General features: G+C 64.3%; 11 protein-coding genes, 1 tRNA gene and 1 pseudogene. 7 read left to right on the top strand and 6 right to left on the bottom strand.

Going from position 1 to position 12,742, the window contains the following annotated elements; genetic code table 11:
* The 3 genes from VN047_RS20770 to cobU all read left to right on the top strand — a co-directional run.
* Nucleotides 1-588, top strand: a 588-nt coding sequence (locus VN047_RS20770; RefSeq protein ID WP_325546069.1) for a CobD/CbiB family cobalamin biosynthesis protein, incomplete at its 5' end; no start/stop codon positions are given.
* Nucleotides 576-2,033, top strand: a complete 1,458-nt coding sequence (locus VN047_RS20765; RefSeq protein WP_325546067.1) for a cobyric acid synthase — start codon at nucleotides 576-578, stop codon at nucleotides 2,031-2,033. The genes VN047_RS20770 and VN047_RS20765, both read left to right, overlap by 13 nt.
* On the top strand, nucleotides 2,030-2,551 hold the full coding sequence (cobU, locus tag VN047_RS20760; protein ID WP_325546065.1) for a bifunctional adenosylcobinamide kinase/adenosylcobinamide-phosphate guanylyltransferase: 522 nt from the start codon (nucleotides 2,030-2,032) through the stop codon (nucleotides 2,549-2,551). The genes VN047_RS20765 and cobU overlap by 4 nt, the downstream gene beginning before the upstream one ends.
* Nucleotides 2,552-2,602: 51 nt before the next feature.
* Here cobU and VN047_RS20755 read toward each other — a convergent pair.
* Nucleotides 2,603-2,716: transfer RNA gene (locus tag VN047_RS20755), tRNA-Gly, on the bottom strand.
* A gap of 100 nt (nucleotides 2,717-2,816) precedes the next feature.
* Here VN047_RS20755 and VN047_RS20750 point away from each other — a divergent pair.
* The 3 genes from VN047_RS20750 to VN047_RS20740 all read left to right on the top strand — a co-directional run bounded on the left by VN047_RS20750 (nucleotide 2,817) and on the right by VN047_RS20740 (nucleotide 6,151).
* Complete coding sequence (locus tag VN047_RS20750; protein WP_325546063.1) at nucleotides 2,817-4,142, top strand: tyrosine-type recombinase/integrase; 1,326 nt, start codon at nucleotides 2,817-2,819, stop codon at nucleotides 4,140-4,142.
* 124 nt (nucleotides 4,143-4,266) lie between these two features.
* Nucleotides 4,267-4,965, top strand: a complete 699-nt coding sequence (locus tag VN047_RS20745) for a GIY-YIG nuclease family protein (protein WP_325546061.1) — start codon at nucleotides 4,267-4,269, stop codon at nucleotides 4,963-4,965.
* A 43-nt stretch (nucleotides 4,966-5,008) separates the two neighbouring features.
* Nucleotides 5,009-6,151, top strand: a complete 1,143-nt coding sequence (locus VN047_RS20740) for an ATP-binding protein (protein ID WP_325546059.1) — start codon at nucleotides 5,009-5,011, stop codon at nucleotides 6,149-6,151.
* An 82-nt stretch (nucleotides 6,152-6,233) separates the two neighbouring features.
* Here the strand turns inward: VN047_RS20740 and VN047_RS20735 are convergent, their stop codons facing one another.
* The 3 genes from VN047_RS20735 to VN047_RS20725 all read right to left on the bottom strand — a co-directional run bounded on the left by VN047_RS20735 (nucleotide 6,234) and on the right by VN047_RS20725 (nucleotide 8,961).
* Nucleotides 6,234-6,560, bottom strand: coding sequence for a DUF736 domain-containing protein (locus tag VN047_RS20735; protein WP_325546058.1), 327 nt, complete (start codon nucleotides 6,558-6,560; stop codon nucleotides 6,234-6,236).
* Between the two features lie 349 nt (nucleotides 6,561-6,909).
* Nucleotides 6,910-7,395 carry a MucR family transcriptional regulator gene (locus tag VN047_RS20730; protein WP_325546056.1) on the bottom strand — a complete coding sequence of 162 codons (486 nt, stop codon included), beginning with the start codon at nucleotides 7,393-7,395 and terminating at the stop codon, nucleotides 6,910-6,912.
* Between the two features lie 156 nt (nucleotides 7,396-7,551).
* Complete coding sequence (locus tag VN047_RS20725) at nucleotides 7,552-8,961, bottom strand: chromosome partitioning protein ParB (RefSeq protein WP_325546054.1); 1,410 nt, start codon at nucleotides 8,959-8,961, stop codon at nucleotides 7,552-7,554.
* A gap of 62 nt (nucleotides 8,962-9,023) precedes the next feature.
* Here VN047_RS20725 and VN047_RS20720 point away from each other — a divergent pair.
* A protein-coding gene (locus tag VN047_RS20720; RefSeq protein WP_325546052.1) for an IS3 family transposase occupies nucleotides 9,024-10,195 on the top strand; the annotation gives its coding sequence in 2 pieces (ribosomal slippage) (nucleotides 9,024-9,288 and nucleotides 9,288-10,195; 1,173 coding nt in all).
* 225 nt (nucleotides 10,196-10,420) lie between these two features.
* On the opposite strand, the gene VN047_RS20715 is transcribed toward VN047_RS20720, so the two are convergent.
* Nucleotides 10,421-12,016, bottom strand: a complete 1,596-nt coding sequence (locus VN047_RS20715; RefSeq protein ID WP_325546051.1) for a serine hydrolase — start codon at nucleotides 12,014-12,016, stop codon at nucleotides 10,421-10,423.
* Nucleotides 12,013-12,742, bottom strand: a pseudogene (locus tag VN047_RS20710) (hypothetical protein); the annotation flags it as partial. The pseudogene VN047_RS20710 and the gene VN047_RS20715, both read right to left, overlap by 4 nt.

Genomic DNA, 12,742 nt, shown 5'->3' with positions numbered 1-12,742 from the left:
GCGGACGATCTGCCCGGCGCGCGCAACGCGGTGGGCATGATTGTCGGCCGCGACACCGCCGCACTCGACGAAGCCGGCGTTGTGCGCGCGGCGATCGAAAGCCTTGCCGAAAGCTTCTGCGACGGGGTCGCCGCGCCGTTCTTCTGGCTGCTGCTGCTCGGGTTGCCGGGGGTCTGGGCGTACAAGGCGGTCAACACCGCCGACAGCCTGATCGGCCACCGCGAGGAACGCTGGCGCGCCTTTGGCTGGGCGGCGGCACGCGCTGATGATTTGATGAACCTGATCCCCGCGCGCCTGTCGGGGATTATCCTGTGCCTTGCGGGCGGTGGCGGATGGCGCACCCTGTGGCGTGACGCCGGCAACCATGCCTCGCCCAACGCCGGCTGGCCCGAGGCGGCGATGGCGGGCGCGTTGCGGCTTCGGCTTGCGGGACCGGTCGCCTATGACGGCGCGATGTACGACAAGCCGTGGATCGGGGATGGCGCCAGCGAGGCGGACGAGGGCGATTTGGGCCGCGCGCTCGCTATCTATGTCCGCGCCTGCTTGCTGCTGTGGCTGATCGCGGGAGGTGTCCTGTGGCTGCGCTGATGCTGCAAGGGACGGGATCCGACGTCGGCAAGTCGGTGCTCGTCGCAGCGCTCTGCCGCGCGCTGACCAATCGCGGGCTCCGCGTCCTCCCGTTCAAGCCGCAGAATATGTCGAACAATGCCGCGGTCACGATCGACGGCGGCGAGATCGGGCGCGCGCAGGCGCTGCAGGCGATCGCGTGCCGCGTCGAACCGCACAGCGACATGAATCCCGTGCTGCTCAAGCCGCAGGCTGACCGCACTTCGCAACTGATCGTCCACGGCCGCGTACGCGGGACGCTTGGCAGCGGCAATTTCCGCGAGGCGCGCGGAGCGCTGATGGCCGAGGTGCTCGAAAGCTATGAACGCCTTCGCACCACCTGCGACATCGTCGTCGTCGAGGGCGCCGGATCACCCGCGGAGATCAACCTGCGCGCGGGCGACATCGCCAATATGGGCTTCGCACGCACGGCCGGTGTGCCCGTCGTGCTGATCGGCGATATCGACCGCGGCGGCGTGATTGCCTCGCTGGTCGGAACCCGCGCGGTAATCGACGACGAGGATGCGGCGATGATCCGCGGCTTCCTGATCAACAAGTTCCGCGGCGATCCCGCGCTGTTCGCGGATGGCTACCGCGATATCGAGCGATTGTCCGGCTGGCGTGGTTTCGGGGTCGTCCCATGGCTGAAGGCCGCAGCCCGCCTGCCGAGCGAAGATGCGGTGATCCTCGAACGCCCGGCCGATCCGCATGAAGGGCGCCGCATCATCGCGTGCCCGATCCTGCCGCGTATCTCGAATTTCGACGATCTCGACCCGCTCAAGCTCGAACCCGGGGTCGAACTCGTCATGGTGCCGCCGGGCCAGCCGATTCCGGCCGAAGCGGCGATTGTCGTTCTGCCGGGATCGAAGGCGACGATCGCTGACCTTGCCGCGCTGCGCGCCGAGGGGTGGGATATCGACATCCGGGCACATCACCGGCGCGGCGGACTGGTTGTCGGGCTTTGCGGCGGCTACCAGATGCTCGGCCGGCGGATCGCCGACCCGCTGGGTATCGAGGGCGCGCCGGCCGAGGTTGACGGGCTTGGCCTGCTTGATGTCGACACGATACTCTCGCCCGCCAAGACCTTGCGCAAGGTGCGGGGCGAGGCGCTTGGCACAGCGGTGGAGGGGTATGAGATGCATATGGGCGAAACCGTGGGGGGTGGCACCGCACGGCCCTTTGCGGTGCTCGAAGACGGCAGCCACGACGGTGCGATCGATGCCCGGGGCGATGTGATCGGGTCCTATCTGCACGGGCTGTTCGCGTCGGCCGACCTTCGGCGCGCGCTGCTCGCGCGCGTCGGTGTCGCCGGCGGCGGACGCGATTATCGCGCCGACGTCGATGCCGCGCTCGACGACATCGCCGCCGACCTGTCGGTCCATGCCGACATTGATGGCCTGCTCCGGATCGCGGAGGCCGGCGCATGACCGCGGCGTCGCTGTTCGTGCTCGGCGGCGCGCGCTCGGGAAAAAGCCGCTATGCGCAAGTGCGCGCCGAAACCGCTGCGGGCAATCTCGTCTTCGTCGCGACCGCGGAGGCGTTCGACGACGAGATGCGCGATCGGATCGCGCGGCACCGCGCCGACCGCGATGCGCGCTGGCGCACGGTCGAGGCCCCGCGCGACCTGCCTGCCACGATCGACACGCTGCGCGGCGGCGAATCGGTCGTGCTCGTCGACTGCCTGACGCTGTGGGTGTCGAACCTGCTGCTCGCCGACGCCGATATCGCGCGCGCCGGCCGCGAGCTTTGCACCGCGATCGGCCGCTTCGACGGGACGCTGATCCTTGTCGCCAACGAGGTCGGGCTGGGTATCGTACCCGACAACGCGCTCGCGCGGCGGTTTCGCGATGCCGCCGGGCAACTCAATCAGGCGGTGGCTGCCGTCGCGGGCGAAGTCGTGCTGCTGACCGCGGGCCTCCCGTTCACGCTCAAGCCGCGCGCATAAGAAAAGGCCGCTTTCGCGGCCTCATCGCAATTGTGCGATCTTTCAAAAAACTGGAGCGGGCGAAGGGATTCGAACCCTCGACCCCAACCTTGGCAAGGTTGCATTTCCGCGTTTTTGGCTGTTTTCCGTTGATTGCCGCTGATCACCAAAATCCCACTTATCCGCCATTTTCTTCCAATTTGGCCTCCGGCAACCACGAGCGAACATCTTCGCGGTGGTAGCCCGGCGGTAGCCCAGAGAAAGAAAATGTGATAGTCCCCTGTCTATGAAAACGAAACTCTCAAAGACCGTGGCCGAAGTCGCCGAACCCAGATCAAGCCGTTATAATCTGTGGGATTCTGAGATTTCCGGCTTCGGATTACGGGTGACCCCAGCGGGTATGAAGAGCTGGGTGGTGAAGTACCGGACCGGCGAAGGCGGCCGAAGCGCGGTAGCCCGATGGTACACAATTGGCGGATTTCCTGAGATTTCCGCTTCCGACGCGCGAAAAGCAGCCGAGATTGCGCTCGCGCGGGTGCGTCTCGGAGAAGACCCCGGCGGCGAGCGCATTACAAAGCGCGCAGAAATGACCTTGGCGCAGGCCATCGATTTCTATGAGCAAGAGGGATGTTTCGTGCAGCGCGGCATCCGGCAGGGCGAACCGATGAAACCCATGACGAAGGACTATACCCTCGCGCGCCTCCGTCATCACGTCGTGCGGCTGCTAGGAAAAAGACGCGTCACCGAGATCGACGAGGGCGACATCACGACATTCGTGCGCGACGTCAGCGCCGGGAAGACAGCCCGCGACGAGTGGATCGTCGATCCCGAGACGGGCAAGCGCAGGCGCGTGATCGTGCGCGGCGGCGAAGGCGCGGCGCGCAAGGTCGTGCGCGACCTGTCGGCAGTTTACTCCTTCCTCAAGACGCACAAGCGAAAGACGCGTGTCACCCACAACCCGGTTGAGGACGCGAGCGTCCGGAAGACTGACAACAAGCGCACGCGCTTCCTCTCGATCGACGAAGTGAAGCGATTGGGCGCCGCGCTCGACACAGTCGAAGCCGCAGGCGCGAACGCCAAGGCGGTGAACATCGCGCGCTTGTGGGCGCTGTCGGGCTGTCGGCGAAACGAGATTGCTGGCCTGAAATGGTCCGAAGTCGATCTCGAACGCGGCTTGCTGATCTTCGACGATTCCAAGACCGGCCGAAGCGTCCGCCCGCTAGGTGCCGCTGCCACGGCGCTTCTTGAAGCCCTTAAGCCCGACGAGGCCGAGGGATATGTGTTCCCGGCGGAGCGCGGTGACGGCTTCTATCAGGGGACGAAGACAGTGTGGCAGGCGGCGATCAAGAAAGCAGATCTGCCCGGCGTGACGCCACATGTCTTGCGTCATACCTTGGGCAGTACCGCAGCTTCGGCGGGCGAAGCGCTCCTGATGGTAGGATCGCTGCTTGGCCATGCAAATGCCCGGTCGACCGCAATCTATGCGCATATCTCTCACGATCCGGCCCGAATGGCGGCCGATCGCGTAACCGCCCCCATTGCAGAAGCATTGGGTCGACCGTCTCCAGCGCCCAAGCGCGAGCAGAACGTGAAGCAGCCGGCGGATGCATAGGATGGGCCGCACCGCGATCAGTCTGGCGGCGCATTTGGCGCTATAAGCTTGGATGGTTGTCGTACAGAACCCGTGTAAAATAGCGCCGGATATATATTCGGCGGGTCGGGAAGGCGGGCGTCTAATGTCATCAAAGGTAATGGTAGAAGTTCAGGGCGACGCGCGACCTTCTCCTGAAATTGTGGTGATCGGCCTGACAACCAAGGCTGACCGCATCCGCGCGCTTGCACATGCCGGCTACCTGCGGACAGAGATCGCGAGCCTTCTCAAGATTCGCTATCAGCACGTCCGGCAGGTTCTCCAACGCTCGGGGATTAGCCTCGGCAAGACCCGCGACGTGGGCACGAACAACGCCTCCTCTCCAATCCAGGCAACCGCAGCCCGCCCAACGCGCGATTCCAAATCAAGGGCAAACGCCGTCGAGGCTTTCCCCCCGTCCAAGCTACTAGACGCCGGCTTCATACGGATCGGCGAATGGACCTCGGTCAGTGCCGAGGTCTTCGCACTCGACACAGCGGCCCCTCGCGAACCCGGCGTGTATGCCTTCGTGGTCGATGGCGTCATCCGATATATCGGCCTGACTCAACGAGGCCTCCGCGGTCGTATGGCGCACTATGTCCGTGGCCATAGTCGCCAGCGGACCAGTGCCCGTATTAAAGGCAGAATCTTGGCAGCACTGGACGAGGGCAGCCGCATCGAAGTTCTGGTTGCAACCCCTGAACCAACAGCGTGGAATGGGCTTCCCGTACTGACCGCACCGGGACTTGAGGCCGGACTGATTCGGTTGGTTCAGCCTGAATGGAATATGCAAGGTATCGGGTAATTGCCGCATTGGACTGGCGGGAAGTAGCAGGAAGAAAAGGTGCATGTTCGAACAACCCATCGAGACTATCGATGAAGCCACGCTCCAGCGCCTAATCGAAAATCAGGTCCCTGAAGGTCGCGACCTTGAGTTCAAGCGCGATTTGCCCGGCGGAAATGACGAGGCGACCCGAGAGTTTCTTGCGGATGTAACGGCATTCGCAAACGCCCAAGGCGGGCACATTGTCTTTGGAATCGATGAGGGCAATGGCGTGGCCGCCGATTTGCCGGGCGTCGAGGTAGACGACCCAGACGCTGCCATTTTGCGGCTTGAAGGAAAGTTGCAGACCGGCGTCGAGCCGCGTCTGATCGGAGTACGGTCTCGATGGGTCCCGCTTGCCAATGGGCGTGGAGCCCTCGTCCTAAGGATTCCCGGAAGCCTCAGCGCGCCCCACCGAGTTACCTATAAAGGCGGCGCACGTTTCTACGGGCGCAACAGTCGTGGCAAATTTGAGCTCGATGTCCACGACCTCAAGCATGCCTTCACGCAATCGGTCCAGCTTCCCCTTCAATTTCGGCAGCTCCACGCTGAAGCGATCGCGGCGGCACAAGGCGTCGATATGCCATTCTCGGTCGCGAAGGCTCCGACGGCGGTCGTCTCGATCGCGCCATTGGGCCTGTTTCGCGAGGATCGCACAATTGCGGTCACGCGCGACAACGCGGTCGTGCCGGTGCGGGCCGGCGCCTACACGGCGCTCGACACAATCGAGGGGGTGCTGGTCCATGCGCCGGTGAGCGAAGCCGGAACGGTCGGTTCCTATGCGCTAACCTATCGGACCGGTCGAACGGATTCGGCCTTTGTCATTGGCGGGGTACGACAACATGATGGCGAAGAGCGTCGCACCGTCTGGCCGACCACTTTCGAGCAAGGCTTGCAGGCGATGCCGAACTCCACGCAGATGCTGCTCCGCCAATTCGGAATTGAGGGTCCTTGGGTGATCCTGACAAGCGTCTTTGGCGCGAAGGGCTTTCGGATGATCGTAGGCGACGGCTATCCAACGGATCTAGCGTTTCGCGACAATGTCTTGCTCGGTCAGCATATCGTCGAGCATATCGATGATGAAGCGCTGATGCCGATCGCCGAAGCGTTCTGGTTGCTGTTCGGCATCCATCGTCCGAAAGGCCGCGCCCTCGGCGCCGAGCGATAGATAACCTTCAACAAGCCTGACATTTGCTGACGGAATCTGTTGAAGGTCCTGTCCGGTCGCGCCGGACAGGACCGCTCGCGCGCTAGCCGCTATTGCGTCGGCTCGGACGCGACCAGATCAGGCTGTAGGTCGCACCGCCCTCGTCGTCGAAGAGGTTGGCGTAGATTGGGGCCGCGAAGCTTGGATCGTCGAGCTTGACGCCCAAATAGGCACGCCCTTCGTTCGACTGCTTGGCCCAGGCAGCACCCACCTCGGCGTTGCCGATGAAAACCCGGTGCGTGGGCGCGTTTTCGCTGAGCGGATTTTGGTCGGGGACGATGCGAACGCCCTTGGCCTGAACGCTGAGTGTCAAGATGTCGCCGACGAACTCGCCGTTAGCAGTCTTCTTGAAAGTGCCGATGGTAGCCATGTTGATGTCCTTTCCAAACCCGAAACCATGCCCTTCATGGCCTCGATGGCTTGGGACATGACCGGGACTGCCGCGGCCGCAGCCGAAGGCCCGCAAGCGAAGCTGGAGGACGGTGAGGGACGCTCTTTTTTGTCTCGCGAGGAATGACGGCGCTTGCCGCCGGCAGGGGAAAAAAGGGCGAACCGGCCGTTGCGGCCCCGGGCGGTAGAGGCGCAGCCGGTTTCGGTCATCAAGCCATTTCGAAGAGGCCGTGAGGGGCGGGGTTTCGCGAAGGGCGAAAGGAGAAGGGCTACCTCCGCCGACTCTCTTCAAGAGCCATGCGGTGATTGTCGATGACAGGTCGCGTTGGTCAGGCGCCAACCTTGGGGCGACCGCGCCGTGCCGGCGTTCCCGCAACCTTGGTCGCTGGCTTCGCAGCGGGCTTGCGTCCACCGCCGCGCCCCTTGGTGCCGAGGCCGATCGACTTGGCGAGCACCCGCCGGGTTTCGGCATAATTCGGCGCGACCATCGGATAGTCCTTCGGAAGGTTCCACTTGGCGCGATAGTCGTCGGGCGTCATGCCATAGGCCGTCATCAAATGACGCCGCATCATCTTCAGCTTCTTCCCGTCCTCGAGACAGACGATGTAGTCGGGCTTGACCGATGAACGGATGGAAACCGCCGGCTTTTGCGCCTCGACCGGTTCGACAACCGGCGAACCCAGGCCCGAGAGCGCACCGTGAACGCGCGTGATGAGACCGGGAAGATCAGCGAGGCCGACACTGTTGTTCGATACATGCGCCGCGACAATATCAGCGGTCAGCGTGAGCAACATATCCTGAGTATCTTCGGCCATCGGTCATCTCCTCTTCGCCCCATGCCCTATCGACTGCCTTGCCGCCCGGCCATGACTATTTGACCGATAGGGTAACGCGCCGCGCGCCCCAAGGCGCGCGGCGCGCGATTTTTGCCGGATAGAATGGACGGCGGCCCCCGCCGCCGCCCACGGTCGTCACGCGGCTTTGCGCTGCGGTTCGCCCTCGGTTTCCGGCACCGTCAGTTCGCTATGGGCCGCCACGGACCCCACTCCGCCGCGCGTTGTGTAGGCGGCGGGCGGGAAAGCCATCCATTTCGGCACCCAGTCCTCGACCTTGGTCCGGCCATTTATGCCTTCCACATGGTCGCGGATGATGGCCTTCAAGGTTGTGCCCTTCTCCTTGGCATTGGCGGCGGCGACTTCGGTTCCGCCGACCTCGGCCACAAGCGCGGTCAATACCTCCCTGTCGCGAAGACCTTCAAAGAAGGCACCGTCGGCGCTCCACCATTTCGCCATGTCGAGACCTATATGAAGGCCAACCGTCTCCACGGCCGCGCTCCCCGCGAACAACTTCTCGCCGATCACAATGGCGATCACGTCCATGACGGCGCGGTCGGGAAGGTGGAGCAACCGCTGGAAAAGCGCCGCGAGCGGCATCGGATTGCCGCCGGTCACGCTCGGTTCCTCGGCGTCGAAACCAAGCAGCGCGAGCACCGCGCGGCGCTTTTCGTCGAAAGCCGTCCCGGCGCGGCTGACCTCGACGCTTTCGCGCACATCCTCGTCCTTCGCCGCCTGCGGCTCGATCCGCACATTCCATAGCGGCGACCCCGCGACGGCATGGGCGACCATCAAGCGCAGCGCGACGGCGGGATGGCCCGTCAGCGCCGCGCGCACGGCGGCATGGCGGTGGAGGTCCACATAGGTCTGCATTCGCGCCGTCAGTTCGGGCCGCGCCGCTTTCGGTGCGGCTTCGATCTTCTCGCCCTTATCGAGCCGCGCCGCTTCCTTGGCGGTGACATAGCCTTCGTGAATGTCGATTTCGCCGCTATCACGCACCTCGATGTATATACGGCCGCCCTTCCGTTTGGCGGCTTGGCGAAACTCCCATGACCGGAAGTTGTCGCCCTTGGGCAGGACGACGACGTCGCTCCACCCGTCGACCAGCAACGCCAAGCGGCGGTCCTCGATGGCGGCGAGCTGCACGGCCCAGAAGGCATCGCTGTCCCGAAAATAGCGATCGTCTCCGAACAGGTCGGCGATAATCGCCAGCCCGCTCGCCTCGACGTCGAACAGCGCATGTTCGGCCCGGATCGCGCCGCCGCCGAACAGCCAGCCCTTGAGCTGGTTCCCCTGCGGGCAATAGGTCTGCGGGTCGTCGAACAGCGCCAGCCAAGCGCGCTGCTGGCTTTTGGACGCCATCGTCAGATGCCGCACGGTGCCCGAACTGATCTTTTCCTTGGCATAGAGCGAGCGGATACGCGGCAGCAAATTGCCGAGGGCGAGGATGCGCTTCACCATCGGTTCGGGCATCCCGAACGTATCGGCAAGGTCGGCGACGCTGCGCCCTTCCCTGACCAGCCGCGTATAAGTTTCCCATTGCGTCATGATCTGCCCCCTTCTGAGTGGTTTAAAATTGATGATATTTTGGATGACGAAGGAGACATGGAATGCCGAGCAAGAAGCATCGCCCGGAAGAGATTATCGGCAAGCTGCGTGAAGCGGAGGTTGTGCTGGCGCAGGGCGCCACGACCGCCGAGGCGTGCCGTCGGATCGCGATCAGCGAGCAGACCTACTATCGTTGGCGCAAGGAATACGGTGGCCTGAAGACCGATCAGGCGCGCCGGATGAAGGACCTGGAGAAAGAGAATGCGCGGCTTCGCCGTGCGATATCCGACCTGACGCTGGACAAGCTGATCCTGCAGGAAGCTGCTCGGGGAAACTTCTGAGCCCCGCGCGCCGCAGGCGCTGTATCGACCACATCAGGACGATGATGCCGGTGTCCGAGCGACGGCTCTGCCGCGTGCTCGGACAGCACCGATCGACGCAGCGCAAGGCGCCCCGCGGGGCGGATGACGAAGCCGCTCTCACCGAGGATATCATCGCGCTGGCGCGGCAATATGGTCGCTATGGCTATCGCCGGGTGACGGCGTTGCTGCGCGATGCGGGGTGGCATGTGAACCGCAAACGGGTCGAGCGCATCTGGCGTCGCGAGGGGCTCAAAGTGCCGCAAAGGCAGCCGAAGCGCGGGCGGCTGTGGCTGAACGACGGATCGTGCATCCGGCTCCGGCCGGAATATCCCGGCCATGTCTGGTCTTACGACTTCGTCGAGGGCCGCACCCATGATGGGCGCAAATACCGGATCCTGTCGATCATCGACGAGGCAAGCCGGGAGTGCCTGGCGTTGCCGGTGGCGCGTAAGCTCAAGAGCGACGACGTGCTCGCGGCACTGGCCGAGCTGTTCGTCACGCGTGGGCCGCCGGCGCATATACGATCGGACAATGGCCCGGAGTTTATCGCAACGGCGGTGCAGCAATGGCTCGCCCAGATCGGCGTGAAGACGCTCTACATCACGCCGGGCAGCCCGTGGGAGAATGGCTATTGCGAAAGCTTCAACGGGTCGCTGCGCGATGAACTGCTCAACGGTGAGATCTTCTACTCGCTCGCCGAAGCCCGGATCCTGATCGAAGCTTGGCGGCGACATTACAACACCGTTCGGCCGCACAGCTCGCTGGGATACCGACCACCCGCGCCGGAGGCCGTTCCATCGCCAGTGTCGCCCTCCGGTTCCGCGTCGCTCCACCTCCGGCCAACACTGGCGATGGAGGCGTCAATGCACTAACAATCCACCCGGACCGCTCGGTGGGGGCCGGTCAGGGGCACCTGCGGCACATCCAATTAATACCGATACAATGCCGCTTGGCCGCCCCACTGACGCAATCGATCTCACATTCTTCACGACATCTGCGGGACGATGGCACGCGCGACCGCGTCGATGATCACTCGGCCCAATTATTGGTGCACAATCACCCCACGCGTGAATTCGCCCCGCATGAACGTCACCCACCTAAATCCGCTCGAACGCCAAATCCTGGAAGTCGAAACTGAAATCGGTCGCGGGCGAGATGGCCTGCAGCTTCATGCCTCTGACGGTGCCGTCGAACCCCTGTTCGAAGCCGACGAATGCGTCGGCATTGATGCTGCGGTCAACCCAGCGCGCGACGAAGATGTTGCCGCTATACGGTTGGAGCGTCGCCTCGAGCGAGGCCGTGCGGCTGATCTTCAGTACCAGCCTGTCGCCGTCGCGGCGAACCACGGCGTCGCCGCGCCAGGGGTCGCGAAAGGTCCCGGCATAGGCGTCGAGGGGAAGCGTCGGAGGCGCCGCGGCGGCAAGCCGCGCAGCGACATCTTTCTCTGTCGCGTCGGCCTCGGCTACCTTGCCAGCAGCATAGGCCGACGCGATGTCGACCCAGTCGCGCCGCGGCGCGCCGATATAGGCATCGAGAATCTGGTTGTTCACCGCCTGCATTGCCGCCCCCGCTTCCTGGTTGGTGAAGACGAGAACGCCGAGCTTCAGCTCGGGGATCATCGCCACCGAGGTGACGGTGCCGATGACCCCGCCGGTGTGGGCGACGCGCTTGAAGCCGAAGCTGTCGCTCAAGTCCCAGCCGAGCCCATAACCGGAGAAATGCGTGCGAAGGAGGCCGTCGAGTGCGGGGCTCGAGGGCGTCACGACGTTCATTGTCCACATCTCGGCGCTGCGTTCGGGCGAGAAAAGGCGGGGGCCGCCGGGCGCCGCGCCCTCCCCAAGCTGGACCATCAGCCATTTGGCCATGTCCGCGAGGCTGCAGTTGATGGTACCGGCGGGACCGATAACATCCATGTTCACCGCGGCGATCGGCTTCGCCGCACCGTCGATGACGACATGCGGCGACGCAATGTTCGCGCGGTCGCCCACACGGCCAAGACTGGCGGTGCAGCGCGTCATGCCCAGCGGCTTCATGATGCGGGTCTCGATGAAATTTTCCCAGGATTGCCCCGTGGCCGACGCGACAACCTCGCCGGCCACGACATAGAGAAGATTGTCATAGTGATATTGCGACCGGAAGCTGGAGACCGGCCGGAGATGGCGAAGCCCGCGCATGATCTCGGTGCGCGATATGTCGGTCGCGGGCACGAACATGAGATCGCCCGCGCCAGGCCCAAGGCCGCTGCGATGCGTCAGAAGATCGCGGATCGTGAACTCGCGCGTGACATAGGGGTCATACATCCGGAAGTCGGGCAGATGGTCGATGACCTTGTCGTCCCACGTCAGCTTTCCCTCATCGACGAGGATCGCCAGCGCCGCCGCGGTAAAGGCCTTGGTGTTAGATCCGATCTGGAAGATCGTATCGGGGGTGACGCGCGGCGCTTTGCCCGCCTCGCGCACGCCATAGCCCTTGGCGAAGACGAGCTTGCCGTCCTTGACGATCGCGACGGCCATCCCCGGAACGTCGAACGCGGCCATCGCACGCGATACCGTTGCGTCGATCTTGCCGGACGCGAGGTCCTCGTACCGTTTCTCCTGCCGCGTATCGGGCTCCTTCGCGGACGCCGGCGACAGCGGGGAGCCGGCGGTAACCAGCGCGAGAAGCAGGGCGAGCGACGGGTTGGTACGGGTCATGCGATTTTCCCTTCCGATATGATCGCGCCGGCCCCCGGCGCGACAGGGTGCGCGGTCTCGTCTTCGCGCGACCGGACGGTCCGGTCGAACAATTTGAGGAGCAGCGCCGCGGCGACGCCGATCGCACCGGCGACGGCGAAGAAACGTTCGGTGCCGAGCGGCTGCCACAGCGTGCCGATCCAGCCGGCGAATAGATTGCCGAAGAAGCCTGCCGAGTACCAAAGGGCGATCGTCGTCGCCGCGAGGTTTGCCGGCGCAAGCCGCGCGAAGAGGCCGACCCCGACGGGGAGGATGTAGAGTTCGCCGACGGTCAGAAGCGCCATGAACAACGCAAGCCAGACCCACGATACCGGAGCCGCGCCGGCGGTTCCCGCCACCGCTGCAAGCAGGAAGAAAGCGAGGCCGACAAGCGTGGCGCCGATCGCCATCTTGCTCATCGTCGACAATTCGCGGTCCGCCTCGGTCCGACGGTTCCATCGCCTGACGAGCCATGGCGAGAGCGAAATGACGATAAGCGAGTTGAGCGCGAGGAACCAGGTCACCGGAATGACGAGACCGCTCCCGACCGAGCGGTCGACCTCGCTGTCAGCCCACAGGGTCATCGTATTGCCGATCTGTTCGTAGGCGCCGCGAAAGATCACGATCACCGCCGCGATCCCGGCGAGCAGGGCAAGCTGCGATCCGAGGCTGCGCCGCGGCGGCGCGGCTGCCGCCGGCTCGCTCGCC

This window comes from Sphingopyxis sp., assembly GCF_035565275.1.
In the GTDB taxonomy this organism is placed as follows: domain Bacteria; phylum Pseudomonadota; class Alphaproteobacteria; order Sphingomonadales; family Sphingomonadaceae; genus Sphingopyxis.
The sequence above is the reverse complement of the archived record's forward strand: the minus strand, read 5'-3'. Positions and strand labels throughout refer to the sequence as shown.

Bases quoted from the DNA above. Each gene is read 5' to 3' on its own strand.
- cobU (WP_325546065.1), top strand. From the start codon at position 2,030: ATGACCGCGGCGTCGCTGTTCGTGCTCGGCGGCGCGCGCTCGGGAAAA.
- VN047_RS20750 (WP_325546063.1), top strand. From the start codon at position 2,817: ATGAAAACGAAACTCTCAAAGACCGTGGCCGAAGTCGCCGAACCCAGA.
- VN047_RS20745 (WP_325546061.1), top strand. From the start codon at position 4,267: ATGTCATCAAAGGTAATGGTAGAAGTTCAGGGCGACGCGCGACCTTCT.
- VN047_RS20740 (WP_325546059.1), top strand. From the start codon at position 5,009: ATGTTCGAACAACCCATCGAGACTATCGATGAAGCCACGCTCCAGCGC.
- VN047_RS20735 (WP_325546058.1), bottom strand. From the start codon at position 6,560: ATGGCTACCATCGGCACTTTCAAGAAGACTGCTAACGGCGAGTTCGTC.
- VN047_RS20730 (WP_325546056.1), bottom strand. From the start codon at position 7,395: ATGGCCGAAGATACTCAGGATATGTTGCTCACGCTGACCGCTGATATT.
- VN047_RS20725 (WP_325546054.1), bottom strand. From the start codon at position 8,961: ATGACGCAATGGGAAACTTATACGCGGCTGGTCAGGGAAGGGCGCAGC.
- VN047_RS20715 (WP_325546051.1), bottom strand. From the start codon at position 12,016: ATGACCCGTACCAACCCGTCGCTCGCCCTGCTTCTCGCGCTGGTTACC.